28 protein-coding genes are annotated in these 24,539 nt (G+C 71.9%); 15 read left to right on the top strand and 13 right to left on the bottom strand.

Features of this window, described 5'->3' with window-relative positions:
• Positions 1-108: 108 nt before the first annotated feature.
• The 5 genes from V7793_RS01550 (at position 109) to V7793_RS01530 (ending at position 4,748) form a co-directional block, all read left to right on the top strand.
• Positions 109-933, top strand: a complete 825-nt coding sequence (locus tag V7793_RS01550) for a serine/threonine protein kinase (protein ID WP_335581028.1) — start codon at positions 109-111, stop codon at positions 931-933.
• A 153-nt stretch (positions 934-1,086) separates the two neighbouring features.
• Positions 1,087-2,907: a sensor histidine kinase gene (locus tag V7793_RS01545; RefSeq protein ID WP_335581027.1), complete on the top strand. Its 1,821-nt coding sequence runs from the start codon at positions 1,087-1,089 to the stop codon at positions 2,905-2,907.
• Positions 2,898-3,542 carry a response regulator transcription factor gene (locus V7793_RS01540; RefSeq protein ID WP_335581026.1) on the top strand — a complete coding sequence of 215 codons (645 nt, stop codon included), beginning with the start codon at positions 2,898-2,900 and terminating at the stop codon, positions 3,540-3,542. The genes V7793_RS01545 and V7793_RS01540 overlap by 10 nt, the downstream gene beginning before the upstream one ends.
• 267 nt (positions 3,543-3,809) lie before the next feature.
• A complete protein-coding gene (locus V7793_RS01535; protein WP_335581025.1) occupies positions 3,810-4,283 on the top strand; it encodes a hypothetical protein in 474 nt (157 codons plus the stop codon).
• A gap of 219 nt (positions 4,284-4,502) precedes the next feature.
• Positions 4,503-4,748: a hypothetical protein gene (locus V7793_RS01530; RefSeq protein WP_335581024.1), complete on the top strand. Its 246-nt coding sequence runs from the start codon at positions 4,503-4,505 to the stop codon at positions 4,746-4,748.
• 16 nt (positions 4,749-4,764) lie between these two features.
• Here V7793_RS01530 and V7793_RS01525 read toward each other — a convergent pair whose 3' ends face one another.
• Positions 4,765-5,319: an NAD(P)H-dependent oxidoreductase gene (locus V7793_RS01525; protein ID WP_335581023.1), complete on the bottom strand. Its 555-nt coding sequence runs from the start codon at positions 5,317-5,319 to the stop codon at positions 4,765-4,767.
• A gap of 115 nt (positions 5,320-5,434) precedes the next feature.
• Between V7793_RS01525 and V7793_RS01520 the strand changes: the two genes are divergently transcribed.
• Entirely contained in the window at positions 5,435-6,091 is a 657-nt protein-coding gene (locus tag V7793_RS01520; RefSeq protein WP_335581022.1) for a TetR/AcrR family transcriptional regulator, read from the top strand.
• A gap of 36 nt (positions 6,092-6,127) precedes the next feature.
• Here the strand turns inward: V7793_RS01520 and V7793_RS01515 are convergent, their stop codons facing one another.
• A complete protein-coding gene (locus V7793_RS01515) occupies positions 6,128-6,658 on the bottom strand; it encodes a hypothetical protein (RefSeq protein ID WP_335581021.1) in 531 nt (176 codons plus the stop codon).
• A 355-nt stretch (positions 6,659-7,013) separates the two neighbouring features.
• Here V7793_RS01515 and V7793_RS01510 point away from each other — a divergent pair, with 355 nt between their 5' ends.
• A complete protein-coding gene (locus V7793_RS01510; RefSeq protein WP_058043414.1) occupies positions 7,014-7,250 on the top strand; it encodes a hypothetical protein in 237 nt (78 codons plus the stop codon).
• A gap of 68 nt (positions 7,251-7,318) precedes the next feature.
• Here the strand turns inward: V7793_RS01510 and V7793_RS01505 are convergent, their stop codons facing one another.
• From V7793_RS01505 to V7793_RS01495, 3 genes are all read right to left on the bottom strand, one after another.
• Complete coding sequence (locus V7793_RS01505) at positions 7,319-7,624, bottom strand: SCO5918 family protein (protein WP_335581020.1); 306 nt, start codon at positions 7,622-7,624, stop codon at positions 7,319-7,321.
• Between the two features lie 326 nt (positions 7,625-7,950).
• Positions 7,951-8,154, bottom strand: a complete 204-nt coding sequence (locus V7793_RS01500; protein ID WP_030365760.1) for a cold-shock protein — start codon at positions 8,152-8,154, stop codon at positions 7,951-7,953.
• Positions 8,155-8,467: 313 nt separating this feature from the next.
• Entirely contained in the window at positions 8,468-9,199 is a 732-nt protein-coding gene (locus V7793_RS01495; RefSeq protein ID WP_335581019.1) for a class I SAM-dependent methyltransferase, read from the bottom strand.
• 376 nt (positions 9,200-9,575) lie between these two features.
• Between V7793_RS01495 and V7793_RS01490 the strand changes: the two genes are divergently transcribed.
• Positions 9,576-9,830 (top strand): hypothetical protein, encoded by a 255-nt coding sequence (locus V7793_RS01490; protein WP_335581018.1) that lies wholly within the window; start codon positions 9,576-9,578, stop codon positions 9,828-9,830.
• Positions 9,831-10,124: 294 nt separating this feature from the next.
• Positions 10,125-10,472 carry a hypothetical protein gene (locus tag V7793_RS01485; protein WP_335581017.1) on the top strand — a complete coding sequence of 116 codons (348 nt, stop codon included), beginning with the start codon at positions 10,125-10,127 and terminating at the stop codon, positions 10,470-10,472.
• 28 nt (positions 10,473-10,500) lie between these two features.
• Here the strand turns inward: V7793_RS01485 and V7793_RS01480 are convergent, their stop codons facing one another.
• Positions 10,501-11,037, bottom strand: coding sequence for a hypothetical protein (locus V7793_RS01480; protein WP_335581016.1), 537 nt, complete (start codon positions 11,035-11,037; stop codon positions 10,501-10,503).
• Positions 11,038-11,216: 179 nt separating this feature from the next.
• Here V7793_RS01480 and V7793_RS01475 point away from each other — a divergent pair, with 179 nt between their 5' ends.
• Positions 11,217-12,758: a Gfo/Idh/MocA family protein gene (locus tag V7793_RS01475; protein ID WP_335581015.1), complete on the top strand. Its 1,542-nt coding sequence runs from the start codon at positions 11,217-11,219 to the stop codon at positions 12,756-12,758.
• Positions 12,759-12,855: 97 nt separating this feature from the next.
• Here V7793_RS01475 and V7793_RS01470 read toward each other — a convergent pair whose 3' ends face one another.
• Positions 12,856-14,343: an amino acid permease gene (locus tag V7793_RS01470; protein ID WP_335581014.1), complete on the bottom strand. Its 1,488-nt coding sequence runs from the start codon at positions 14,341-14,343 to the stop codon at positions 12,856-12,858.
• 859 nt (positions 14,344-15,202) lie between these two features.
• Between V7793_RS01470 and V7793_RS01465 the strand changes: the two genes are divergently transcribed.
• The 3 genes from V7793_RS01465 (at position 15,203) to V7793_RS01455 (ending at position 17,822) form a co-directional block, all read left to right on the top strand.
• Positions 15,203-15,451, top strand: coding sequence for a DUF1876 domain-containing protein (locus V7793_RS01465; RefSeq protein WP_058043407.1), 249 nt, complete (start codon positions 15,203-15,205; stop codon positions 15,449-15,451).
• Between the two features lie 439 nt (positions 15,452-15,890).
• A complete protein-coding gene (locus V7793_RS01460) occupies positions 15,891-16,760 on the top strand; it encodes an isocitrate lyase/PEP mutase family protein (protein ID WP_335581013.1) in 870 nt (289 codons plus the stop codon).
• A gap of 387 nt (positions 16,761-17,147) precedes the next feature.
• Entirely contained in the window at positions 17,148-17,822 is a 675-nt protein-coding gene (locus V7793_RS01455; protein WP_335581012.1) for an AAA family ATPase, read from the top strand.
• On the opposite strand, the gene V7793_RS01450 is transcribed toward V7793_RS01455, so the two are convergent.
• Complete coding sequence (locus tag V7793_RS01450) at positions 17,816-18,943, bottom strand: baeRF3 domain-containing protein (RefSeq protein WP_335581011.1); 1,128 nt, start codon at positions 18,941-18,943, stop codon at positions 17,816-17,818. The two genes, V7793_RS01455 and V7793_RS01450, sit on opposite strands and share 7 nt — an antisense overlap.
• A 198-nt stretch (positions 18,944-19,141) precedes the next feature.
• On the opposite strand from V7793_RS01450, the gene V7793_RS01445 reads away from it, so the two are divergent.
• Positions 19,142-19,675: a DM13 domain-containing protein gene (locus V7793_RS01445; protein WP_335581010.1), complete on the top strand. Its 534-nt coding sequence runs from the start codon at positions 19,142-19,144 to the stop codon at positions 19,673-19,675.
• An 18-nt stretch (positions 19,676-19,693) separates the two neighbouring features.
• Here V7793_RS01445 and V7793_RS01440 read toward each other — a convergent pair whose 3' ends face one another.
• Positions 19,694-20,266 (bottom strand): hypothetical protein, encoded by a 573-nt coding sequence (locus V7793_RS01440; RefSeq protein WP_335581009.1) that lies wholly within the window; start codon positions 20,264-20,266, stop codon positions 19,694-19,696.
• Between the two features lie 230 nt (positions 20,267-20,496).
• Positions 20,497-21,591: a carboxylate-amine ligase gene (locus V7793_RS01435; RefSeq protein ID WP_335581008.1), complete on the bottom strand. Its 1,095-nt coding sequence runs from the start codon at positions 21,589-21,591 to the stop codon at positions 20,497-20,499.
• Positions 21,592-21,828: 237 nt separating this feature from the next.
• Between V7793_RS01435 and V7793_RS01430 the strand changes: the two genes are divergently transcribed.
• Entirely contained in the window at positions 21,829-22,269 is a 441-nt protein-coding gene (locus tag V7793_RS01430) for an SRPBCC domain-containing protein (protein WP_335581007.1), read from the top strand.
• A gap of 30 nt (positions 22,270-22,299) precedes the next feature.
• On the opposite strand, the gene V7793_RS01425 is transcribed toward V7793_RS01430, so the two are convergent.
• The 3 genes from V7793_RS01425 to V7793_RS01415 form a co-directional block, all read right to left on the bottom strand.
• On the bottom strand, positions 22,300-23,064 hold the full coding sequence (locus V7793_RS01425) for a DUF6796 family protein (protein ID WP_335581006.1): 765 nt from the start codon (positions 23,062-23,064) through the stop codon (positions 22,300-22,302).
• Between the two features lie 95 nt (positions 23,065-23,159).
• Positions 23,160-24,134, bottom strand: coding sequence for an alpha/beta hydrolase (locus V7793_RS01420; RefSeq protein ID WP_335581005.1), 975 nt, complete (start codon positions 24,132-24,134; stop codon positions 23,160-23,162).
• Between the two features lie 95 nt (positions 24,135-24,229).
• Positions 24,230-24,539: acetyl-CoA carboxylase biotin carboxyl carrier protein subunit (locus V7793_RS01415; RefSeq protein WP_335581004.1), on the bottom strand; the 310-nt coding region annotated here is incomplete at its 5' end.

The following is a 24,539-nucleotide window of genomic DNA, read 5'->3' as shown; positions in this document are numbered from 1 at the left end:
GCACGTTCTCGGAGAAGAACGGGTGAACGACGAACGGTGCCCGGTCGAATGGCCGGCTCCCGTCCGGCGCGGCAGGGAGGGGCATCCTGCCGGTGAAACGATGACCTCATGGCCCTTCACCCGTTACTGGACGTCACCGAACTCTCCTCCGTGGAGGCGCATCTCGAACGAGCCGGCACGGTCTTCACCGCCTTCCGGGATCAGGACTCGGGATGCGTGTCCTACGGCGTCCGGCTCCCCGGCGGAGAACGGTGGTTCGTCAAGGAAGGCACCACGGACGGCGCGAGGATCTCGCTCCGCCGGGCGTGGTCCTTTCACCGGGCCGTGAGACACCCGGTGATCGTCCCGCAGGTGCACCGGATCGCCGTGCGCAGCAACTGGGCGGTGGTCATGCCGTGGCACGAGGGCGAGGTCCTCTACCACCCCGCTGCCGGCGGCCCCGCGGACCGCATCGCCCCGGGCAGTGCCATGGCGCGTTTCCGCGCGCTGCCGCTCCCTCTGGCCACGCGCGCGTGGGAACGGGTCCTGAGCGCGCACCTCGCCGTGGAGGCAGCCGGTTACGTGGCCGTCGACTTCTACGACGGCGCGCTGCTGTACGACTTTACCGGCAACGTCATGCGCCTGGTCGACCTGGACGAGTACCGCCCGGGACCCTTCGTCCTGGAGGAGGACCGGCTGCCGGGGTCACGGCGGTTCATGGCACCGGAGGAGTACGAGCGCGGCGCGACCATCGACGTGCGCACCACCGTCTTCGCGCTCGGTCGCGCCGCCCGGCTGCTGCTCGACGCAGGAGACGACGAAGGCGCCTGGCGCGGCAGCCCGGCTCGGCTCCGTGTGCTCCACCGCGCCACCCGGGCCGACCCCGGGCAGCGTTTCGCTTCGGTCCGCCGGTTCGCCGCGGCGTGGCGTGCCGCCGGCCGGTGCCGGTCATGACCCCGGGCGTGCCCGGCGGCGGCCACGGCGTACGCACCGGGCGTCCGCATCTCCTGAGATTCTGAACAACCCCTCGACAAAAGAGCGTTCGACCGCAGGACACGCGCCCGCGTTTACGTCGGCCTGCGGGGCGCCTGCCCTATGGTGGTGCCCGTGGGTGGGGTTCTGGGCAGAGCCGGCTCCTGTGGGAGCGGGAGTGCGGGGGTCGGACTCGGCGGCAGGCCCGGGCGGGCGGTCGCGGGTGCGGCGGCCCTGGCCGTTGCGGCGGGCTGTACGGGCTCCTGGGCCTACGGGCGCGCGGGCGCCACGCAGGAGGACATCCTCCGCGATCTGGCGGTGGGCTGGACGTTCGCCGGGGCCGGGCTGATCGCCTGGTGGCGGCGCCCGGCCAACCGCACGGGGCGGCTGATGGTGGCCGAGGGCGTGACATGGTTCCTGGGCAACCTGCAAGGCACCACCGTGCCGGCGCTGTTCGCACTCGGCGCCTGGTGGGAGGCGCTGAACCTGGCCGTGCTGGCCCATCTGCTGCTGGTCTTCCCCGACGGCCGCCTCACCACCGTCTTCGCCCGGCGCGTGGTCGCCTGCGCCTACCTGCTCGTCGCGGTGGGCGGGCTGCTGCGCGTCCTCACCTACGACCCGTCGGCCGAGAGCGAGGCGACCTACCTCAGCTGCCTCGACTGCGGCCCCAACGCCCTGCTGTTCCGGCCCGGCCGGGAGCTGTTCCCGGGCATCGACCTCGGCTACCGGTGGACGGGTGCGTTGCTGACCGTGGTGGTCGTCGTCGCGCTGGTGCGCAACTGGCGGGCGAGCAGCGTCGCGAGGCGCCGGGCCCTGCTGCCGGCGTGGATCGCGATCCTGGTCGCCCTGGCGCTGGTGGGCTGGGAAGTGCTGCACGTGGCCGCGCCGCGGCTGCTGGGGCCCACCGCGTCGACGCCCACGCTGCTGTCGGACCTGAGCGAGATGGCCGTCCCGGTGACGTTCGTGGTGGGGCTGTTACGGATGCGGCTTCGGCGGGCTGCGGTGGGCAGTGTGGTGATCGAGGTGGGCGGCGATCCGACGCCGCGGCGGCTGCAGGACGTCCTGGCGCACCTGCTCGGCGATCCCTCGCTGCGGCTGGGCCTGTGGTCGGAGGCGGCCGGCGGCTACCTCGACCCGGCCGGCCGGGCGTTGCGCGGCCCGTACCCGGGATCGGGCAAGAGCGTCACCGCGCTGGACGACCGGGAGAGGCCCTCGGCGGTGCTGGTGCACGACGCGGCCCTGGGCGAGGACCCCCAGCTGCTGGCCGCGGTGGGCGCGTCGGTCCGGCTGTGCCTGGAGAACGTCCGGCTGCGGTCGCAGGCCGCGGCCCGCGGACGGGAGTCCCGCGCGGTCGGCTCACGCATCCTGGAAGCGGCGGACCGCGAACGCCGGCGCCTGGAGCGGGACTTGCACGACGGCGCACAGACCCGGCTGGTCTTCGCCCTGATGTCGCTGCGGCGCCTGGACGCCCGCCTCGCGGACGCCGGGGACGGCGGGCTCCGGCACACGGTCGCCGAGACCGACCGCACGCTGCGGATGGCCCTGGAGGACCTGCGGGGCATCGCCCGCGGCATCCACCCGGCCGTGCTGACCCGGGAGGGGCTCGGCCCGGCGGTGACCGCGCTCGCGGAACAGGCCCAAGTCCCCGTGGTGGTCTCGGTGGAGGACCGGCGCTACCCGCCGCTGGTGGAGTCGACGGCGTACTTCACGGTGTGCGAGGCGCTGTCGAACGCGGCGAAGTACGCGCAGGCGCGGGCGGTCAGCGTGTCGGCACGGCAGTGCGAGGGAGTGCTGGTGGTGGAGGCGGCCGACGACGGGGTGGGCGGGGCGGATCCCGCGCGCGGCTCGGGGCTGCAGGGGCTCGCGGACCGGCTGGCCGCGGTCGGCGGCATCCTGCAGGTGCACAGTCCCCCGGGCGGCGGGACCCGGGTGCGGGTGGAGCTGCCGTGCGCGTGACGGTGACCGAGGACTCCGTCCTGCTGCGCGAGGGCCTGGTGCGGCTGCTGACCGAGGCGGGCGTGCAGGTGGTCGGGCAGACCGGGGACGCCGGGGACCTGCTGCAACTGGTGGAGAAGGTAAGGCCGGACGTGGCCCTGCTCGACATCCGCCTGCCGCCGACCCACACCGACGAGGGCGTACGGGCGGCGTGCGCGATCCGCGGGCGCCGCCCGGAGGTCGGGGTGCTGCTGCTGTCGCAGTACGTGGAGGCCGGCAGCGCGGTGCAGGTGATGGCGCGCCGCGCGCGAGGGTTCGGGTATCTGCTCAAGGACCGGGTCGCGGACGTCGAGGAGCTGACCGGTGCCATCAAGCGGGTGGGGGCGGGCGAGTCGGTGATCGACCCGATGGTGGTGTCCCGGCTGCTGCACCGCCGGCGGGCGGGCAGCGCGCTGGAGGAGCTGACGCCCCGGGAGCGGGACGTGCTGGCGCTGATGGCCGAGGGGCGCTCCAACGAGGCGATCGCCGAGCAGCTGGTGGTGGGCGGCAAGACCGTCGAGACGCACGTACGCAACATCTTCGCCAAGCTCGGCCTGGAGCCGAGCCTGACCGACCACCGGCGCGTGCTGGCCGTCCTGTCGTACCTGCGGGGGTGACGTGCGCCGCCGCACAAGGAGCAAGGGCCGGCAGGCGGTTGCCGGCCCCGCCGGCCGCGGGTCCGCAGGGGCCGGGCGCGCATTTCAGGGCTGGCCCTGATGTGTGCACGGCGGTCCGGGCCTTGAATGGTGAGCACCGAAAGGGGAGCGCGGGGACGGGCCGAAGGGTCCGGAGACCGGCGCGAAACGGCCGGTCGCAGCCCTGGACCCGGGGCCCGGTGCCGCACTCCCCGCTCCTACGGAGAGCACGTTCAACGGGAGGAAGCCATGAAGGCAGGCAAGAGCCTTGCTGTCGCAACGGCCACGGTGGCCCTCGGGGCGGGGCTGGCGGTGACCGCCCCCTCGGCCCAGGCGGAGCCGGCCGCGCGGAGCGTCGTCACGCAGACCGCCGACCTCGATACCGGCGTCGGCCACAGCATCCAGGCGAGCTGGAAGCGGATCTGGGGCCCGTACAAGCACTCCCCCACCAAGTACTGGGCGACCGCCGACTTCGTCCCGCGCAGCAACGCGCTCGGCGCGCACGCCCGCTGCTGGAACGGCGGCGACGGCACCAAGCTCAAGATCGACATCGTGCGCAGCAGCGACAAGAAGGTCATCGCCAAGGGCGGCTGGGGCTACTGCACGGGCGACTGGATGAACGTGGACACCTTCCGCGCCTCGCCCAACCAGAAGCACTACATGCGGATCTCCCTGAGCGGTAAGCCGCACACGATCGAGGCCCGCGCCTACCACAAGGTGTGAGGCGCGGCCGTCCGAGCCGCCGGGCCGTCCGACGGGGGATGCATGACGGGCGGCCCGGCCCGACGGGGGGCATCCCTGAGGTATGAGGCCCGCGACCGGACCTCATACCTCAGGGTGAATGACAGCGGAGAAGCGCTTCCCTTGGCCCGCGCTCTCGTTGGGTGGTGACAAGTGCCTCTGGCACAGGAATCACCAGGAGAGCGAGAAGCGGAGGGCGCTGTGCGTCGTCGGATGAACTTCGTGCTGGCCGCGGTCGTCATGGCGGGCGTATGGGCCGCACCGGTGGCGGTCGCCCAACCCGTCCCGGCACCGCCCTCCGCCGTGCACGCGATCTCCGCCAAGCCGCCCTTCTCGTACGAGGACTGCCTCAAGGCGGCCAAGAAGCACGGGGAGAGCGCGCGCTACAGCAAGTGGCACTGCGACCAACTGGTCAAGAAGGGCTGGGTCAGGCACCCGAAGCGCTGACCCCGCCCACCTCGGTTCAGGCCGCGACGGGTGCGTCGGCCAGGGTCCGGACGACCTCGGTCAGCGCGATGGCGACCTCGGTGTCGTCGATCGGGTGGGTCTCGGCGAAACGCGTCACGGAGCCGGGAACCGCCAGCTTGACGTCCTCCAGCACCTTGCCGCCGGCGATGCCCGCGGCCTTGCGGGTCTCGTCCTGCGCCCAGACACCGCCGTACTGCCCGGCGGCGGTGCCGGCCACGGCGATCCGCTTGCCGACGATGGCGCCCATGCCGTACGGGCGCGACAGCCAGTCGATGGCGTTCTTCAGCACGGCGGGGATGGTGCCGTTGTACTCGGGGGTGAACAGCAGGAAGGCGTCGGCGGAGGCGGCCGCCTCGCGCAGGCGGGCGGCGGCCTCCGGGACGACCCCTTCGGCGTCGAGGTCCTCGTTGTAGAAGGGCACGTCGGCCAGGCCCTCGTAGATCTCGACCTCGGTGCCCTCGGGGGCGAGCTTGACCGCGGCCTCGGCGAGCTGGCGGTTGTGGGACCCGGCGCGGAGGCTGCCGACGAGCGCAAGGATGCGAACAGACATGAGGAACTCCAGGAAAATAATGACGGAAGCAAACCGGACCGTGGTCCTGTTTTAGGATTGTGGCACTTATCCGGACCACGGTCCAGTTATTTCGGCGGGACGTTACGCTGGACCCATGACCGGCTCCGTTCCCCCCTCGCCGCCGCCGTCCGGCGCCCCGGACGGCCGGAAGGACCTCACTCTCCTCCCGGCGGGCGAGCCCCCGCAGCAGCTCCGAGCCGACGCGGCGCGCAACCGCACACGGCTTCTGGAGGCGGCATCCCGCCTGCTGGTCGAGCGCGGAGCCGCGAACCTGACCATGGAAGCGGTGGCCTCGGCCGCGGGAGTCGGCAAAGGCACCGTCTTCCGGCGCTTCGGCGACCGCACCGGACTGCTGCTGGCCCTCCTGGACCACCGCGAGCAGCAGCTCCAGGCCGCCTTCCTCTCCGGCCCCCCGCCCCTGGGCCCCGGCGCCCCCGCGGCGCAGCGCCTGCACGCCTTCGGGCCCGCCGTCATCCGCCACGAGCACGACCACCACGAACTGATCCTGGCCACCCGGGCCGACCCCCTGCGCACCTACGGCGTCCCGGCGTACGGCCTGCGCGTCGCCCACATCGCCATGCTGCTGCGCGAGGCGGGTGTGGCAGGCGACACCGAGGTCCTCGCGCACACGCTGCTGGGCTGCCTCGACACCGCCCTCGTCCACCACCTGGGCGTCGAGCGCGGCATGCCGCCCGACCGCCTGGAGGCCGCCTGGCACGACCTCGTCACGCGACTGGGGGCGGAGCGCTGACGGCGGGCGCCGCGGGCGACCGGCCCGCCCGGGCCGCTACGGGACGTCGACCTTGGGCACCTCGATCTTGGGCACCTCGATCTTGGGCATCTCGACCTTGATCGGGTCCTTGGTGAACGTCTCCGTCAGGCCTCCCTCCCAGCTGACCGACAGGGTCTTACCGCCGTCCACCAGGGTCGCGGTGCCCTTGGTGCGCGGGTTGCCGGGGCTGGGGCACTTCAGGTCGAACTTCACCGTCGTGCCGGAGCGTTGTGCGGGGCCGCTGCACACGCCCTTGTCGGAGTCGGAGATGCCGCGGTCCCCGAAAATCGTCACTCGGACGATGTTGTAGCCCTTCTGCTGGTTCCATATGCCGTCCAGGTCGGCTTCGCCACCGCCCGGGGCCGGCTTCTTGGGGTCACCCTGCTCCGGCTTCTTGGCGCCGTCCTCCCCGGGCTTCCCGGAACCGCTCGCCGAAGGCTTCGCCGCGGACTTGTCGCCGGTCTTGGCGGCGTCCTTCCCGCCCTCGCCGTCCGATCCGCTGCCGCAACCCGTCATCAGCACTGCTGCAATCAGCGCGGCGCCCACGGTTTGTGCCACCTTACGCACGAATTTCCCCTCTACGGCCGAACAGAACAAGCCAACCTAACAGGCTGCTCCACCACCGCAGGAACCCCTTTTCCCTCGCAGCACAGGCACCTGACACCCGCCCACGACCGGCCCGGGACCCGGCACTTGCCCACCGAACTTGCCCACCGAACTGCGGCAGGCTGCGTACCCCTACGGGAAGGGCCCGGCCGTCCGGCCGGGCCCTTGCTGTTCCCTCTGCGGGCTCTTCCCGTTCCCTCTGCGGGCCCGCGCGATTCCGCCGGTCGGGTACAGCCGCGCCGACCCGCCCGTCATAGCCTTGCCCCGGCCCTCCCCGCTCCGGACCATGCGGCCCATGGCACGTTGCGAGGTATGCGGAAACGACTACGACCTGGCGTTCTTCGTGGAGACCCAGGACGGTTCACGTCACGCGTTCGATTCGTTCGCGTGCGCCATCCACCGCATGGCGCCCATCTGCGAACACTGCCGGGTCCCGATCGTCGGCCAGGGGGTGGAGGCGGGCGGCCACTGGTACTGCGGTGCCCACTGCGCCCGCTCCGAGGGAAAGGTGGGGATTGTGGACAGGGTGTGACCGGGCCGGCCGGGAGAGGGCGGCTTCGCGCGACTCCCGGCAGGGCCGACAAGGCCGTGAGGCGGCCCTCAGAGCTGCGGCAGGCTCCCGGGCAGGGGCAGCGGTGACGTCGCCTGAAGCGACGTGCGGGCCGGGACGGGGGCCGTGGGGTGACAGGTGAAGCCGAGGCGCGTCAGCGCCCGGGTCACTTCACCGGCGGTGAAATCACGCCGGTCCTGCTTGGTGATCACCTGTCCCACCTGCTTGACGGGGTAGGTGCGGCGGCCGATGACCACGCACGCGCCGTCGACGGGCTCGGGCGCGATGCCCTTCATCATCTGTTCGACCTCGCTCTTGACGAAGTCGAAGGGGAAGCGGGCAATGACACAGCGCATAGTGCCTCAACGGGGTGGGAGGGGATCCGGGGCAGGGCTGCCGGCCGGGGGATCGTGCGGCACCCGGCGGGAAAACGCCGGACAGCACAGACCTTATTCCCCGGTGCAGCACATATCGAGAAATTCTCTGCGGCACGGGCCGCGTCCAGGAATCACATCACCGGCACACGAGCCGAAGAAAAAGCGAGCCACGGGACGGCGGGGGCCGGCCCGGGCCGGGACCACTGCAGAAAAACTGCCCGGAAACGCAACGAGCCGGGGCCCGCACCCAAAGTGCGGGCCCCAGCTACGTCAACGCGTCAGACGCCGGGCGTCAGGCACAGGCGTCAGGCGGGAAGGATGTTCTCCGCCTGCGGGCCCTTCTGGCCCTGCGTGACGTCGAAGGTCACCTTCTGGCCTTCCTGAAGCTCACGGAAGCCCTGGGTGGCAATGTTCGAGTAGTGGGCGAAGACGTCAGCGCCGCCACCGTCCTGCTCGATGAAGCCGAAGCCCTTTTCCGCGTTGAACCACTTCACGGTGCCAGTAGCCATAATAAATCTCCTTCGGGGCGTTACCCGGGGACCACACTGCGCGGGCCCCGCATCGCCGAGATGATTGCCCGTCCGGAAAAGAAAAGCCGGAAATACAAATAAGTGCTTCCGTCGGCTGGAGGCCGACCGGACACACTTGCAAGTCTTTGGGAACCACAACTGCAACTGAAAAGACAGTAGCACGGAACCGCCGCCAGGTGGGCAGAAATTTTTTTCCGCACCACCATCGGGTGAAAAATTCGGGCCCCCGCCGGGCTATTTCTGCAGCTACGACGGCAGATGTTCACTGCCCGGCACCCTGCGTCATGCCGCGTCACGCCGCACGACGGAAGAGCGCCGCCCAGAGGAAGGGTTCGCCGAACGAGGGCGACTCGGACGGCTCGTCGCGCATGCGGCGCAGGTCGACCTCCTCGAGGTCGCAGAAGATCCGGCGCAGCGACTCGGGCGCATAGGCGAGGCCGCCGTGGAGGCGCGCCTGGCGGTAGAAGTCCGCGTCGGGGATCTCGGAGCCCATCCCGCCGGCCGCGAAGCAGGTGAGGGCGAACCGGCCGCCGGGCGCGAGGGCGCGGTCGAGGAGGGCGAGGTAGCTGATCCGGCGGTGCGGCGGCAGGTGGTGGAAGCAGCCGGAGTCGTAGATCAGGTCGTACCGGCCGTCGAGCTCCTCGCCGACGAGGGCGAAGGCGTCGGCGCACCGGAACCGCACCGCGGCCCCGGCCTCCCGGGCGCGGTCCTCGGCCCAGGCGATCGCCGCCGGAGAGAGGTCGACGGCGTCGACCTCGAAGCCCCGAGAGGCGAGGTGGATCGCGTTGCGGCCCGGGCCGCAGCCCAGATCGAGGGCGCGGCCCGGGGCGATCAGGCCGCGGTCGAGGTACGAGACCAGGCTCTCGTCGGGCTTGTCCACGAAGAACGGCACCGGCCTGGAGCGGTCCTCGTAGAAGCCGTCCCACCAGGACGCCGCGCCGGCCGTCCAGCGGTCGGCCTCCGGCGCGAACAGGCCGTCCAGCAGCCTCAGGACGTCGTCCACCGTACGGATGTTCCGGTCCATCCGGACCCCCTTCCCATTGCCTCGATCGTAGGCGGGAATGCCATGAAAGCCCAGGTCAGAGGCCTTCCGGGGAAGCCGCGGGCAGCCGCGTGAGGGGGCCGGGGACGGAGAGGAAGGGTGCCACCCGAGGAGGGAGGCGAACGGCCGTGCGCACCCCCGGCGAAGGCCTCTCAGGGGCCGATTCCGGCCGCGCCGGACCGGGTTTCCCGACGATCTCGCCGACCCGCCGGCCAAAGGCCTCACGAGCGGGATCGGGCCTGCGGCCGGGACGCATCAACCACCCTTTATCCATAATGCGTTTCATGTGTCTGATGTGTCTTAGAAGACTCAATGATGCAGTGCGTGTCGATTGATCCCATGTGTCGTTTGGCAAAGCATGAAGAACCGCATCGTGACGCGTATTGCTGTGGGATCGACCCTTCTGGTGTGCGGCGCCGTCTCCGCATCCGGCACCGCCGAGGCGGCCGGTGGCGGTGGGGGCGGGGGTGGGATCAGCCCCCGGCCGCTGATGCACCGTCTCTCCAATGTCACCCGTATCGCCAACGTCGAGGACAGCCCCCTCGGCGACACCGTCTCCTTCGTCAACGAAAAGCTCCCCAGGGAGGCTTCCAGCCGTATCGCCCTCCGGTGACCAGCCACGCATCGCCGCCGCCCGCGGTGCCGGAGCCCCCGGCGCCGCGGCACGCGGTGCAGCATTAGTCTCCGGGTGACCTTTCTCGACGAGCAGTTGACCGGCCGGTGGAGCTGCGCCTCGTCCACACCGGTCCCGTACGCCCCGCCCGGCCGGCCCGGCCCGCCCGCCCGCTGAGCCGCGGGTACCGGGGGGTACAGATCGTGTTCAATCCTCGAATCCCGCCACCCGGTCCCCTGCACCGGCCCTACGGTGGGCCCTCGCCACTGCCGGACGGGGGGAATGGGGAACACCGTGGACAGGGAAGAGCGCGCCCGCATCGTCGCCAGGATCCAGGAGGAGCGCGAGCGGCTGCGCCCGCTGCAACCGCAGATGACGCGCACCGTGATCCAGCTGCTGCGCCGGACGGTGCCGGAGTCGGAGCCCGGGGTGGTGCCGTGGGTGAACCTGGCCACCATCAAGAGCATCGAGGCCGAGCACGGCACGGACGGGGTGGTGGCGCTCGCGTTGTCCCTGGGGAACTGGGCGGCCGCCATCGCCCAGGACTTCGCCCGGACGAACGGGCACACCGCCGAGCAGCTGATGGACTACTACGAGACCCAGTTCTTCGAGGACGACGCGTCCTCGGACTCCGAAGACTGAACGGGGCCGGATGCCCGTCCTCCCGCCCTCACCCGTTCGCGGCCGCCGGGGGTGGGGGCGGAAGCACGCTTCCCGTGGTGCAGAAGACGCAGCCGTCCCAATGCGGCAGGGCGTTCAGGACCCGGTGGGGCACGCACGAGGCCGTCACGGCCATGTCCGGGCCGGGGAAGACGTCGTCTCCGCCGCGGGCGGGGCGCGGACCGGGGACGAAGGCCTCGACCATGTCCCGGAAGTGCTTCAGGTACGTGGGCGCGTAGGGCGGCTCGTATCCCAGCTCGTCCCAGCGGTGCCGCCGCAGTGCAAGGTCGACGACCCGCAGCACAAAGCCTTTGGCCTCGGCCTGCTCGGACGGGGTGTCCCCCCAGTCGATGTCCTGCAGGTCGAAGCCGACCACGCCCCGCCCCATCACGTTCTGGTCCTGCAGAGCCAGCAGCGAGGCGAAGCGGAAGTCCCAGGGGCGGCTCGCCAGCTCCGATACCGCCAGCCACAGCACCTCGACGAAGACAGCCGTCCCGCCGTTGGACATGGAGAGGCCGTCCCCCGCCCCGTCGAACACGTTACCCATGCCACCACCCTAGGCATGGCGTTCCGGAGCCCCTCAGGCCGTCCGGCTGTCCGGCTGCATCTCGTCGTGCGAGCCCTCTTGCGTAGCACGCACCACACCCGTCAGGGTCACTAACCGAAGTCAGAGAGGTTCACGTACGCGCCGCAACTCACATCAGCCCCTTGTGTCCAGGAGGACCGATGCACGAGTCAGCCCCGCAGAACCCCAGGCACCCCGGTCACCCCGATCACCCTGATCGCGTCGACCGCGTCGACCGCGTCGACCGCGTCGACCGCGTCGACCGCGTCGACCGCGTCGACCGCGTCGACCGCGTCGAGGATCCCGGTCCCCACACCTCCGTGGAAGGCAGGCAGCAGACCCCCGACGTCAGCCGCCGCCTCGTCCTGAAGTCCGCGGGCGCGGCGAGCGCCGGTGTGGGCCTGGGCCTCGGGGCGGCCTCGGCGGCGGCCTCCCCCGCCGCTGCGGCGGCACCGCGGCGCCAGGGCGCGACCATGATCGGAGTACCGTTCGAGCGGCGCGGCACGGTGCGGGTCGGGATCGTCGGGCTGGGGAACCGCGGCAGTGCGATGACGGAGCTGTTCCTGGCGGTGCCCGGGGTGCGGGTGGTGGCGCTGTGCGACATGGTGCGGGCCAAGGCGGAGAAGGTCGCGGCCAAGGTCCGGTCGGCCGGTCAGCCGGCGCCCGCGCTCTACACCAAGGGCGAGGACGACTTCCGGCAGCTGTGCGGGCGCGGCGACGTCGACTTCGTGTACGTGGCGACGCCGTGGGAGTGGCACTTCCCGATGGCCGAGGCGGCCCTGACCGCGGGCAAGCACGTCGGGGTGGAGTGTCCGGCCGCCATGGAGCTCGATCAGCTGTGGCGCCTGGTGGACCTGTCCGAGCGCACGCGGCGGCACTGCATGCAGCTGGAGAACTGCTGCTACGGCCGGAACGAGATGCGCGTGCTGCGGATGGCGCACGCGGGGAAGTTCGGCGAGCTGCTGCACGGGGCGGGGGCCTACATCCACGACCTGCGGGAGCTGATGTTCTCGCCGACGTACTACGAGGGGCCGTGGCGGCGGCTGTGGCACACCCGGCTGAGAGGGGACGTCTACCCCACGCACGGCTTCGCGCCGGTCGCCAATTACATGGACGTCAACCGCGGGGACCGGGCCGTGCGGATCACGACGTTCGGCTCCCCCGCCGCGGGTCTGGCCGCCTACCGCGCGCAGCACATACCGCCCGGCGACGCGAGCTGGAAGGAGACGTACGTCGGCAGCGACATGTCGGTCAGCCTCGTGCAGACGGCCCGGGGGCGCGTGATCCGCCTGGAGCACGCGGTCAGCAACCCCCACCCCTACAGCCGCGTGAATGCGCTGGGCGGCACGAAGGGGGCCTTCGAGGACTACCCGCCGCGGATCTACCTGGAGCCGGAGATGTCCGGGGACGAGTGGGGCGACTTCGGGACGTACGCGGAGTGGGACCACTGGCTGTGGAAGGAGCACGCGAACCCGCCGGGCGGGCACGGCGGCATGGACTACATCATGATCTTCCGGCTGATGCAGTGCATGCAGCAGGGGCTGGTGCCCGACTTCGACGTCTACGACGCGGCCACGTGGAGCGCGCCGGTGCCGCTGAGCCACGCCTCCATCAGGGCGAAGGGCGCGCCGCAGGAGATCCCGGACTTCACTCGGGGGCTGTGGCGCGGAGGGCGGCCGGGCGTGGACTCGGCGAAGCCCTAGCGGCCGGCCGGCACGCGAAGAGGCGCCCGCCCCGGTCTCCCGGGTCGGGCGCCTCTCGTCGTTCTCAGCCGGTCGGGACCGGCTCGGCTTCAACCGGTCAGGACTGACCGGCCTCCGCACGGGCGAGCTCGTTGGCACGCTCGGTCTCCGCGACCCGGCCGCGGACGAGGAACCAGCCGCCGACCAGCATCGCGACGATGATCGGCAGGCACAGCACCGTGGTGCGGCCGGCGCCGGGCTCGGACGCCATCAGGCCGAGCACACCGGCCAGGAAGACCAGGGTGACGATCTGGGTGTACGGGGCCCAGGGGAGCTTGTAGCCGGGGCGGGTGACCCGGCCCTCCTTGGAGCGGCGGTAGAACAGCAGGGAGCAGACCATGATCATGCCCCAGGTGCCGATGATGCCGATCGCGGCGAAGTTCAGCACGATCTCGAAGGCGTCGGCGGGGACGACGAAGTTCAGGCCGACACCGAGGACGCAGAAGAACGCGGTGAGCAGGATGCCGCCGTAGGGCACCTGGCCCTTGTTCATCAGGCCGGTGAACTTCGGCGCCGAGCCGGACATCGCCATCGAGCGCAGGATGCGGCCGGTGGAGTACAGGCCCGAGTTCAGGCTGGAGAGGGCCGCGGTGAGGACCACGAGGTTCATGACACCGGCCGCGTACGGCACGCCGATCTTGCCCAGGACGGTGACGAACGGGCTCTCGCCGGCGACGTACTCGGTGAACGGGAGCAGCAGCGCGAGCAGGACGACCGAGCCGACGTAGAAGAGGCCGACACGCCACATGATCGAGTTGATCGCCTTCGGCATGATCTTCTCGGGGTTCTTGGTCTCACCCGCGGCCACACCGCACAGCTCGACGGAGGCGTAGGCGAAGACGACGCCCTGGATGACGAGCAGCATCGGCATGACGCCGGTCGGGAAGATGCCGCCGTGGTCGGTGATGTTCGCCAGGCCCGGGGTCGAGTCGCCGACGCTGTGCTGGCTGGCCAGCAGGAAGATGCCGACGACCATGAAGAGGGTGATCGCGGCGACCTTGATGATCGCGAACCAGAACTCCATCTCGCCGAAGTACTTCACCGAGATCAGGTTCACGGTGAGTACGACCGCGAGGGCGATCAGCGCGAGGACCCACTGCGGGATGTCGCTGAACATTCCCCAGTAGTGGGTGTAGGTGGCCACGGCGGTGATGTCCGCGATGCCGGTGGTGGCCCAGTTCAGGAAGTAGAGCCAGCCGGCGGTGAAGGCGCCCTTCTCGCCCATGAACTCACGGGCGTAGGAGACGAAGGCTCCGGAGGAGGGGCGGTAGAGCACGAGCTCGCCGAGCGCACGCACGACGAAGAAGGCGAAGAGGCCGCACACCGCGTAGGCGATGAAGAGGGACGGACCGGCGCTGTGGAGACGGCCACCGGCACCGAGGAAGAGTCCGGTGCCGATCGCTCCACCAATGGCGATCATGTTGACGTGGCGGGACTTGAGGTCCTTGCTGTACCCGGCATCGCCGGCGTCCACGTGTGTGGAGGCCGTCGGCGCCGCCGTGGCGGCGGGCTGGGGTTCGGCCGCAGTGAGGGTGCGGTCACTCATGTGGTTCTTCGCCTTCGCTGGAGAGGGGCAGGACCGGGTCGCGGTGGTGCTCTGAGGGGGAGCGGCCCGGTTACCCGGAGGGCCGGCTGGCGACGCCGGTCTTCTCCGAGGGGTGAAGCGATGCCCGCCGGCCTGTGGCCGGAGTGCCTCAGGCTGCCTGGGGCAGCCCCGGGGAGGGGTCTGCCGGAGGGCAGGCCGTTAGGTGCGGGCGTGGGGGGGGTGCAGGGCCCGGGGAGGACGGTGCTTCCGTCGCCCTGGGCGCTGCGGGTGGCGCGGGGAGGTCAGCCCTCTAAGGGCCGCCGCCGGCCGGGTGTCGTCGCGTGACGGGCCGGCCTGCCGTGGGGCGCGTGCGCCCCGTGGCACGGCATGGCGCCGGGGCGCTGCTGCGCCTCGGTGCTCGGCCGGCTGTCGTTGGACTCCATGCCGTGAATGGTGTGAGGCGTGTAAGGGCGGCGTCAAGAGTTCACAGGGAATTGATATTTCCGCCGGTAAGCGCTCGGTCTGCGCTGGTCAGAGTGCGCAGGACGGGCATTTTCCAGACATACAAAGGGATTCGCGCGGCACGCATGGCACGCCGGTACATGACCGTTTTCGCGCCACACCCCTGACCGATGTGATCAAGGCCACATGTCCGTGATCTTGCATTACTTGCCCCAGGCAAAACGTGCTGGCTACACGGAGCAGGGGCGGGCGCCTACCCCGGGCGAAAGCGGGAGGAATACGGAGGGAGCCGACACGGGGACGGCCGGGCAGCCGGACGGGTGGACCTGGGAGCACCCGGGCGCGCGGGACGCGGCGGCGGCGCGGCGGCGACTTACATTGGCCGCCCCAGAAGCTCGAACGGCGGAGGTGTCCACTCATGCAGGTCGCCGGCTGGCACGTAGAAATCGAATTCGACGAGGACGAGTCCCACACCCGGGCCGCCGCCCTCCTCCGGCTGCGCGACGGAACCGAGCTCCGGGCGCGCACCTCCTCCACCCGCGACCCTCAGGACCCGAACGAGCCCCGCATCGGCGAAGAGATCGCCGGCGCCCGCGCGCTCCGCGACCTCGCCGAGCAACTCGAGCTCAAGGGCCGCGCCGAGGCCAGGAACCTCACCAAGCAGTAGCCCCGGCGGCGCCCGGCGAAGCGCCCCGGGGCGGGAGACGACCCGCGAGATCCGGCCGATCCACCGGCATATGCGGGCGGGCGAGGCCGGGTCCGGAAGGGTTGGTTCAGCTGCGGAGCGACCTCGGGCGGGGCCGGTCGCAAGGCATCCGGGGGCGCGTGCGGTCGGCGTGAATGCATCGCCGCCCACGCGCCTTTACCTTGCATATATTGCCGCATGACTATCTCTTGACCTAATCTCCCGATGGCACCTGACGGCACATCAACAGCAGCCGTACGCACAGGGATCCACAGCAAAAAGGCCCTGGGGGCGCGCCATGCGACGGCATGCCCCCAGGGACCTCCGGTCAGCGCACGTTCCCGTTGCCGCCGCGGGCTTCCGTCAAAGACAACGGCCGCAACGGGGCCAACACACGCCAACCCAGTCCTCGGAGGGTACCGTGAACCACCCTGCCCGGCTACGCGACGCCATCGCCTCGGACGGCACCACCCCGCTCATCGGCATCTTCGACATGTTCTCCGCCTCCGTGGCGGCCCAGCACTACGACGGCATGTTCGTCTCCGGATTCGGATTCGCCGCCTCCCACTACGGGCTGCCCGACATAGGTTTCATAGCCTGGCCCGACATCGTCGCCTTCGTGCAGCGGCTGCGCCTCGCCTTCCCCGCCCAGCACCTGCTCGTCGACATCGACGACGGTTACGTCGACCCCGAGACCGCCTGCCACGCCGTCCAGCAGCTCGAGGCCGCCGGCGCCTCGGGCGTGATCCTCGAGGACCAGCAGCGCCCGCGGCGCTGCGGTCACGTCGACGGCAAGCAGATCCTTCCCCTGCAGGAGTACCTGGACAAGCTCGACATGGTCCTCGACTCCCGCCGCGACCTCGTCGTCGTCGCGCGTACCGACGCCACGGAGGAGGACGAGATCCTGCGCCGTGCCAAGGCCCTGGCCGCCACCGACGCGGACGTCCTGCTCGTCGACGGCGTCCGCAGCGTCGACTGGATCCGCAAGGTCCGCGACGTCATCGGCGACAAGCCGCTGCTGTTCAACCAGATCGCGGGCGGCAAGTCGCCCCGGTTGTCACTGCCGGAGCTGACCGGCCTCGGCGTCGACGTGGCGATCTACAGCACCCCCTGCCTCTTCGCCGCGCAGTCGGCCATGGACCGGGCGCTGACGGAGCTCAGGACCCGGGACGGACGGCTGCCCGAGCACACCGCCTCCAGCATCGGCGTCGCCGAGTGCCTGGCGCTGCTGGAGAAGAACATCAGCCGCCACCACGACCGGTCCTTGATCACCGCGGCGACCGCCCGCTGACCGGCCCGGGGCCTGCCCGGGGCCGGGACCTTTCCCCTCGGCCCGGCCCCGGGCTCCGCCCTGTGACCGCCTCCGTCCGGCACGGCCGCCGCGCCTGCCGCCGCCCCGCCGCCGTGCCGCTGCCCTCCCGGTGAACCGGTAAGGGCCTCCGGTGAACCGGCGGGGGGCGCGGCGGCGTCTGAAGGACTGCCCCTGCTTCTGGCCGCCGGGGCCGCGTACCGCCCGTTCGGCGGTACGTTCGAGCTGCGGACACAGCAGGCAATGGGCAGGGGACGACAGACCGTGAGCCGGACCGGGACCACAGACAGCGCGGCGGCGGATCCTTCGGGGATACGCCGGGGGGCCGTGCCCGCCCCCGTATCCCCCCTTGCACCCGCATCCCCACCCGTGCCCGTCGCCGGGCTGCGCCCCGAGGGCGTGGTCGACCTGCGGGCCCCGGGCAGCCGGGCCCCGGCGGTGCTGTCGTACCCGGCGGGGTCGGTCGTCGTGGTGTCGGGACTGCCCGGCAGCGGCAAGAGCACCTTGCTGCGGCGCTGGTCGCCCGCGGCTCCCGCCGTCGACCCGCGCACCGCCCACGAGAGGTGGGAGGCGCGCATGCCCGACCGGTTGCCGTACGCGCTCTACCGTCCCTGCGCCCGCCTGGAGCACTTCTTCCGGATCCGTGCGGCGGTACGCAGCGGGCGGCCGGTTCTGGTGCACGACTGCGGCAGCCGCCCCTGGATGCGGCGCTGGCTGGCCCGGGAGGCCGGGCTCCGCGGCCACGAGCTGCACCTGGTGCTGCTGGACGTGGGGACGGCGCAGGCGCTGGAAGGGCAGCGGGCGCGGGGCCGCTGGGTCCGCGAGCGCGTCTTCACCCGGCACGACCGGGGTCTTCGCAAGCTGCTGCGCTCCGTCGCCGCGCCCGGGCGCGGCGAGGGCGAGGGAGCGGTGCCGGCGGAGGTCGCGGAGGCCGCGTCCCTGGTGCTCCTGGGTGCAGGCACCCGCGAGCACGTCTCCGCGCTGGAATTCCGGGGGCCCCGGGTCTCCCGGGAGCCGCGGCCGGACCGCTCCGTGGCTCAGTAGCGCAGGACCGCGGCGAGGCGGTCCTCCCCGGCGAGCGTGTCGTCCGGGAGGAACTCGACGTCCGCTCCGCTGTCGAGCGCGCTCTCCACGATCTCGTCCACGGCGTCCTCGTGGAGGGAGGGGTCCGCGCTGAGGGGCTCGACGGGGGCCTCCACCAGCTGGGGATGCCCGCCGTTGCCGTCCGTGCGGACGGTCGCCTGGTAGTGGTCCTCGACCGCGAGGAGGGCCACCCGGCCCTGTCGCACCGTCTGCCAGATCTCGTCGAGGCCCGAGGTGAAGCGGCGTGAACCGCGCGCGTCGCTCAGCCGCTGCAGCACGTCGTCCCGGCGGGCCTGGCGGCGCTCCGCGAAGGCCGGGCGGAGCAGTTCCAGGAGGTCGTGTCCCCTCTTGCCGGGGGCGCCGCCGCTCTCGACCTCGGCGGTGATCGCCCGGTTGGGGAGCGCCTCCCTGAAGTGCGAGGTGAGCTCGCGCAGGCCCACCACGTACAGCGGGCGGGGGTGCTGTTCGAGGACGCGGGCGAGCGCGGCGGCGACCGTGCGCAGGTACTGCCGCTCGCGCTCGACGTGGCCCTCCTCGCGGACGGGCATGTCGAAGTGCCGGCCCGGCATGGCGTCCTGGTGATCGGGCAGGGCGGGCTGCACGGGGAAGCCGTTCGCGGTGGCCTCGGTGAGGGCGTCGCCGGCGCCGTCCCACAGCCGGGCCTCGCCCTTGGAGAGGGCGAGGGCCCAGTAGGGCTCCTCCACGCGGACGGCGGACACGAGGTTGCGGGTGAGGAACGTCTTGGCGATCACCACGCGCTGGGGCACCGCACGCGGCACGTACCAGACGTGGTGCTCGCCGGGGGCCACGAGGATGAGCAGCCCGTCGCTGGCGTGCGTCAGGTCCACTTCGGCGACGGCTGCGTCCAGGTGCGACTCGACGTCCATCCGGGCGGCCCGGGAGACGCCCGCGTCGTCGGCCAGCCGGCGCTTGGCCTCCGCGACGGTGTTCCGCAGCCGGACCGGATCCTCGGGGCTGAAGGGATCGCGCCGGGTCGTCGGCACGAGCAGCGACACCGCCGGGTAGGCACGCGGTCCCCGCAGATCGCGGAGGATCTCGTCGGTCAGGTCGCCGATGTCCATGGGTGTTCTCCTACCGCCTGCAGCCTCGGGGACCATTACAGATCAGCAGAAATGCCGTATCCCAGCCACTCCAGCGCCACCAAACGAACCACTTCCGACGGATGCCGTAAGACTTTCGTCATGGGTTTCCCGGAGCGCCGGACGGCCGGAAACCGTTGTAAGGAGTGAGTGGATACGCCGGCTTTTCGGAGGCAGAGAATGGGACGTGTACGACGGGTGCTGCGCAAGCCGGCCGTCATCGGAGTGCTGATCGCGGGGGCACTCGCGGTAGCCGCGGGCATGGTGTGGTTCCAGCCGTGGAAGCTGTGGGTGGACGAGACGGTCCGGGAGTCCGTCCCGGCGGCCACCGGCACCGGGCGGCCGGAGGGCGCCGGTGGCGTGCGGACGCTGGCCACCGGTGAGCTGATCAGCCACGAGCACAGCACCAGCGGGAAGGTGCGCATCCTCCAACTGCCCGACGGGACGCGCACCCTGCGCCTGGAGAACCTCGACACCAGCAACGGCCCCGCCCTCAAGGTCCTGCTGAGCGACGCCCCCGTGAAGCCCGGGCGCGACGGCTGGCACGTCTTCGACGACGGCGCGCACGTCAGCCTGGGCTCGCTCAAGGGGAACAAGGGCGACCAGAACTACGCACTGCCCGCGGACGTGGACCTGAACCGCTACACCAGCGTCAGCATCTGGTGCGACCGCTTCGACGTCTCGTTCGGGGCGACCGCCCTCACCCGGGCCTGACCGTCAGGTGCCTGACCGTCAGGTGACGTCGACGGTGGCGGCCACCGGGGCGGTCCCGGAGACCTCGCACGTGACGGTGACGCCGAAGACGTGCACGGTGGCCGTGCCGGGCGTGAAGGTCGTGGCTCCGGCGGCGTCGAGGCGGGCCGAGACGGCGCCGCCGGTGAGCGTGACGGGCGAGCCGGCGGGTATCGCCGCGGTATTGGTGAACCCGGTGGCCGTGACCGACCCGGACCCGGCGCCGCCCAGCTGGAACGCCATCTCCCCCGTCGCGGCACGGGCCGGTACGTCGACGGGGACGTTCAGGGCGGTGGTGACCTCAACGGACAGGTCGGCGGCCGAGCCCCGGGGCACGGTGGCGGGGGCGGTCACGGTGACGAGGAGGGACTGGACGCCACTGGGGGCGCCCGGCCCGGTGCAGGTGTACGCGACGGTGACGGCTTCGGCGGCAGCGGCGGGCGGGGCGCCCAGCACGGTGCCCGCTCCTGCCAGTACGGCGGCCAGGGCCGCGGCCGCCGCCGTCCGCCGGCGGGAAGGCCAGGAAGGCCGGGAAGGCCGGGCAGACTTCGCGGGTGTGTTCGGGATATTCATCGCCGTGCTCCTTCCGTCCGGCACGGCATCGGCCGGCCGGGCCGGGGGCGAGGACGGAAAAGACTGACGTGGACACGTCATCCCCGTCTGTGTGACACAGGGTGGTGGAGAAGTCAACACACGCAGGGACCGCCGGGGCGCGGGAAGCGGCCGGGCGCACGGCGGCAACCGGCGGACGTCGTGCCCGCCGGGCCGAAGCGGGACGGGCTGACGGGCCCTTCCGGTGCGGCCTAGGGCTCCGTGCTCTCCGTCGCCGCCAGCGCGACCAGCGCCGCCAGCCCGCCGGAGGCCAGAGCGCGGCGCTGGCGGTCGGCCGGGCCGCCACGGCCGAGGAAGAGCCTCAGCAGGCGGTTGACCTCGCGCGTGTCCCCGGTCTCGTCCAGGGCGGGAGTGATGTGCGCGAGAAGGCCGCCGACCGCCTCGCCGGGGCCGCGGCGCCGGCCGTGGGCGTCGATCAGGCCGCGGTGCAGCCCGTACCGGGCGGCGTGCCAGTTGGCCGCGTGCAGCATTTCCGGCGGGCACGGCGCGAGCGGCACGCCCTCCCGCTCCTCGCGCAGGGCCGTGGCCACGAGGGCGCGGACGATCCCGGCGAAGAGGACCGCGTCCTCGACGGTGAGCTGTACGTCAAGGGCCCGCACTTCGAGGGTGGGGTAGCGCTCGGAGACCCGCGCCTGCCAGTAGAGCTGCCCCGTGTCCAGGATCGCCCCGGCTCCGAGCAGGGCGCCGACGCGCCGGTCGTAGTCGCCGGGACCCTCGAACTGCGGCGGCGGGCCGCTGACCGGCCAGCGGCCGAAGACCACCGTCCGCCAGCTGGCGAACCCGGTGTCCCTCCCCCGCCACAGCGGGGAGTTCGCCCCCATGGCCACCAGCACCGGCAGCCAGGGCCGCAACCGGTTCAGCGCCCCCACCGCCTGGGCGCGGTCCGGCACCCCCACGTGCACGTGCATGCCGTTGACGAGCTGCTCGTCGACCAGGCGCGCCCCCTGCGCCTGGAGCGCCTGGTACCGCTCCCCCTCGGTGACCGGGACCGGCGCTCCTCCGGCCAGCGGCGCGGTGCCGCAGGCCACGAGCCGGCACCCCGCCTTCTGCGCGGCCGTGCCGATCGCACGGCGCAGCCGCAGCAGGTGCCCGCCGACCTCGGCCAGGCCGGTACAGACCGGAGTGGCGGCCTCCAACTGGGCCTGCAGCAGTTCGGTCTGGACCTCCCGCGCCTCGGTCATCGCCTGCATGCCGGACGCCGCACGCACTTCGCCCGCCAGCGGCACCGGCAGCGCCGTGACGGGGTCCAGGAGCAGGTACTCCTCCTCCACCCCCATCGTGATCATGCGTCCATCGCCCTCTCGTCCGCACGGCCGCGCCGGAACCCCGGATCCCCGGTACGGGAGGGGGCCCGCTGCTGCAGGTGTGCCCGGTGGCCGCGGCCGGTAACAGCGGCTGCTCCAGATGCGCGACGGCCCGGTGCGACGACCCGGCCCCGCCGGTCCGGGCAGGCCGACGGCCCCGATCCGGCCAATACTGAGCCTTGTGGGAGATACCTGCGGCACGGAGCAAGGGAGACGCCGGTGCGGGAGATAGCCACCGTGATCGACATCGCCGCCACACCCGAGCGGGTCTGGCAGGTCCTGACGGACCTGCCGCGCTACGAGGAGTGGAATCCCTTCATCCGGCACGCCTCGGGAACGGCCGCCCCCGGTCGGCGGCTGAAGCTGAGGGTGTTCCCCACCGGCCGGCGGCCGATGACCTTCCGTCCGAAAGTCAAGGCCGCCGCCTCCGCCGAGGAGCTGCGCTGGCTCGGCCGGACCGTGCTGCCCGGCCTCTTCAGCGGCGAACACCGCTTCGTCCTCACGGATCTGGACGGGGGCGGCACCCGCGTGGTGCAGAGCGAGAAGTTCACCGGCCTGCTGGTGCCGTTCCTGCGCCGGAGCATCACCGCCACCGTCACGGACTTCGAGTCCCTCAACAAGGCCTTGAAGAAGCGGGCGGAGACGGCGCACAGCCCCTGAGGCGAGGTCCTCCCCCGGCCTCGGCGCCGGTCACCCCCGGCGCTTCCACAGGACGGCGGTCGAGAGGGTGAAGAGCAGCAGGTTCCCGACGCTGAGCGCCGCGCCCTGCACCGCGGTTCCCGCGACCCCGGGCAGCGCCTTGGTCAGGAGCATGCCTACGGGGATGAGGATCAGGGGGTTCGCCACGCACATCCACCGGGGGAAGGCCGTTCCCCCGCGCAGGATGCAGGCGGACATCCACACGGACCCGGCCGCCCAGCACGCCAGGAGCACCATGTAGGGGACGAACAGCACCGTGGCCATGTCGCCCGGCAGCGCGGTGAGGGCCTCGGAACGGGCTCCGGACTCGTGGACCGCCTTGGCGGCCTGCCCCCAGTAGTAGAAGGAGCCGTGGGCGAACGGGGCCAGCGCGAAGCCCGCGGTCAGCAGCAGGTACGGCGGCAGGGACCACCGGCGCGGGGCGGGGCGCAGGCCGTACCGCAGGTGCCGGCACGCCACCAGATAGAGCGGACCGGTGAGGACGCCGAGCAGCGCCCCCCAGGCCAGCCGCGTCGTGGAGGCGGGCAGCATGGCCGCCAGCGAGTCCCGGGCCGTGCCGTCGTACGCGTCCAGCAGGGGGTAGTGGTCGGCGGTCCCCATGGGTTTGCCCAGCAGGAGGACGTCCCCGGCGAGCCAGGCGATCGAGGCCAGTACTCCCGAGAGCCCGGCGATGCGCATCCATCCGCCGCCCGCTCGGCGGCCTGCGAGCGGTGACGGCGCGACGGACGGCGGCTCGGCCGTGGTGCTCGACGTCATGAGACGACCTCCCCAATCAACTTAGGTGAGGCTAACCTATCTCGATCTCCCCCGAAGGCCCAGCCCCCGGCCGACCGGCCCCTGCTGACTGACCGTCAGATCGTGTGCGGCAGCAGGCAGTCCTCGAAGAAGGCCAGTGCGCGCAGGTGATACGAACGAGCCGCCCAGCCGAGGCTGATGTTGTGCCCGGCGGCCGGCTGACGGTCGAAGAGGACCTGCGCGCCGGCCGGGAAGGCCGTACGCATCGAGTCGGTCGTCTCCTCGTCATGACGCCACCAGCCCTCGTGCTCGGCGAAGGTGAAGCGCACGGGAACACGGACCCGGGCGGCCAGCCCGGGGAACTCCTCGCCCCAGCGCAGGGCTTCGGCCGCTTCGCGCAGCGGCATCGGCGTCACCAGGGGCTTGACCGCGCGGAAGGCGCCCGGCGGGTAGAGGTCCAGGCGCCCCCAGTGCCGGCTCCAGGTCCTGCGGCTGTGGAAGGCCTGCGGATCCTGGATGTCGACGGCATAGCGGTGGCTGATCCCGGAGATGTCCGCTCCCAGGAATGCGGCGCCGCGGTCGTCGGCCAGAGCGTGCAGGGCCAGTTTGCCGCCGTAGGAGTGCGCGAGGAGGAACACGCCCGCGCCGGTGTCGTGGCGGAGCGCGTATCGGGCAAGCGCCGCGTGCAGCAGACCCGACTGCTCGGCCAGCGTGGTGCCCGTGGGGAAGCGCTCGGCGGACAGACCGTAACCGGGGCGGTCGACCGCCACGACCGTGAAGCCGAGGCTCGCCCCCAGCGTGAGCAGCGACTGCCCGGGGTGGACACGGGCGTCGAAGTAGCCGGCACGCATGCCGCCGCCGTGGACGGCGAAGACGGTGGCGCGCGGCGGAATCCCCGGCGGCGGAGTGGCGATCAGGGCCGACAGCTCGACCCCCTCGGCATCCAGCACGACGTCCCGGACGCGGACGTCCGGGACCACGGGGTACAACTCCTGCTGCTCGCCCGGTCCCGCCGGACCGGCCGGATCGGAGCGGGCCGGATCGGGGAAAGCAGCGGCGGCGATGGCGGGTTCGGCTGTCTCGGTGCTCATGAGGTCTCCAGAACCGGTAGTCGGTGTGGCGGTCCGGGCCCGGTGCGGCGGCCCGCAGGGGTCGCCGCGTCCGGGACGGGCCGGGCTGCAGGAGTTCAGTCCTTGATCTCGCAGATGACGGCGCCGGAGGAGACGGAGGCGCCGACCTCGGCGGCGAGGTCCTTGACCGTGCCCGCGCGGTGCGCGTTCAGGGGCTGCTCCATCTTCATGGCCTCCAGAACCACGATGAGATCACCCTCGGCGACCTCCTGGCCGTCCTCGACGGCCACCTTGACGATGGTGCCCTGCATCGGCGAGGCGAGGGTGTCGCCGGAGACCGTGAAGCCTGACTTCTTGGCAGCGCGCCGCTTCGGCTTGGCCCCACCGGACGCGCCGGTGCGGGTGATGGCCGCCCCGAGGGAAGCG

The organism is Streptomyces sp. KLMMK (genome assembly GCF_036961605.1).
In the GTDB taxonomy this organism is placed as follows: Bacteria; Actinomycetota; Actinomycetes; order Streptomycetales; family Streptomycetaceae; genus Streptomyces; species Streptomyces telluris.
Note: the sequence above shows the minus strand (reverse complement) of the source record. Positions and strands in the feature narration are given on the sequence as shown.

Excerpts from the sequence above, each read along its gene's own strand:
- V7793_RS01550 (WP_335581028.1), top strand. The coding sequence starts at position 109 with ATGGCCCTTCACCCGTTACTGGACGTCACCGAACTCTCCTCCGTGGAG.
- V7793_RS01535 (WP_335581025.1), top strand. The coding sequence starts at position 3,810 with ATGAAGGCAGGCAAGAGCCTTGCTGTCGCAACGGCCACGGTGGCCCTC.
- V7793_RS01525 (WP_335581023.1), bottom strand. The coding sequence starts at position 5,319 with ATGTCTGTTCGCATCCTTGCGCTCGTCGGCAGCCTCCGCGCCGGGTCC.
- V7793_RS01520 (WP_335581022.1), top strand. The coding sequence starts at position 5,435 with ATGACCGGCTCCGTTCCCCCCTCGCCGCCGCCGTCCGGCGCCCCGGAC.
- V7793_RS01510 (WP_058043414.1), top strand. The coding sequence starts at position 7,014 with ATGGCACGTTGCGAGGTATGCGGAAACGACTACGACCTGGCGTTCTTC.
- V7793_RS01505 (WP_335581020.1), bottom strand. The coding sequence starts at position 7,624 with ATGCGCTGTGTCATTGCCCGCTTCCCCTTCGACTTCGTCAAGAGCGAG.
- V7793_RS01500 (WP_030365760.1), bottom strand. The coding sequence starts at position 8,154 with ATGGCTACTGGCACCGTGAAGTGGTTCAACGCGGAAAAGGGCTTCGGC.
- V7793_RS01495 (WP_335581019.1), bottom strand. The coding sequence starts at position 9,199 with ATGGACCGGAACATCCGTACGGTGGACGACGTCCTGAGGCTGCTGGAC.
- V7793_RS01490 (WP_335581018.1), top strand. The coding sequence starts at position 9,576 with ATGAAGAACCGCATCGTGACGCGTATTGCTGTGGGATCGACCCTTCTG.
- V7793_RS01480 (WP_335581016.1), bottom strand. The coding sequence starts at position 11,037 with ATGGGTAACGTGTTCGACGGGGCGGGGGACGGCCTCTCCATGTCCAAC.
- V7793_RS01475 (WP_335581015.1), top strand. The coding sequence starts at position 11,217 with ATGCACGAGTCAGCCCCGCAGAACCCCAGGCACCCCGGTCACCCCGAT.
- V7793_RS01470 (WP_335581014.1), bottom strand. The coding sequence starts at position 14,343 with ATGAGTGACCGCACCCTCACTGCGGCCGAACCCCAGCCCGCCGCCACG.
- V7793_RS01465 (WP_058043407.1), top strand. The coding sequence starts at position 15,203 with ATGCAGGTCGCCGGCTGGCACGTAGAAATCGAATTCGACGAGGACGAG.
- V7793_RS01450 (WP_335581011.1), bottom strand. The coding sequence starts at position 18,943 with ATGGACATCGGCGACCTGACCGACGAGATCCTCCGCGATCTGCGGGGA.
- V7793_RS01445 (WP_335581010.1), top strand. The coding sequence starts at position 19,142 with ATGGGACGTGTACGACGGGTGCTGCGCAAGCCGGCCGTCATCGGAGTG.
- V7793_RS01440 (WP_335581009.1), bottom strand. The coding sequence starts at position 20,266 with ATGAATATCCCGAACACACCCGCGAAGTCTGCCCGGCCTTCCCGGCCT.
- V7793_RS01435 (WP_335581008.1), bottom strand. The coding sequence starts at position 21,591 with ATGATCACGATGGGGGTGGAGGAGGAGTACCTGCTCCTGGACCCCGTC.
- V7793_RS01425 (WP_335581006.1), bottom strand. The coding sequence starts at position 23,064 with ATGACGTCGAGCACCACGGCCGAGCCGCCGTCCGTCGCGCCGTCACCG.
- V7793_RS01420 (WP_335581005.1), bottom strand. The coding sequence starts at position 24,134 with ATGAGCACCGAGACAGCCGAACCCGCCATCGCCGCCGCTGCTTTCCCC.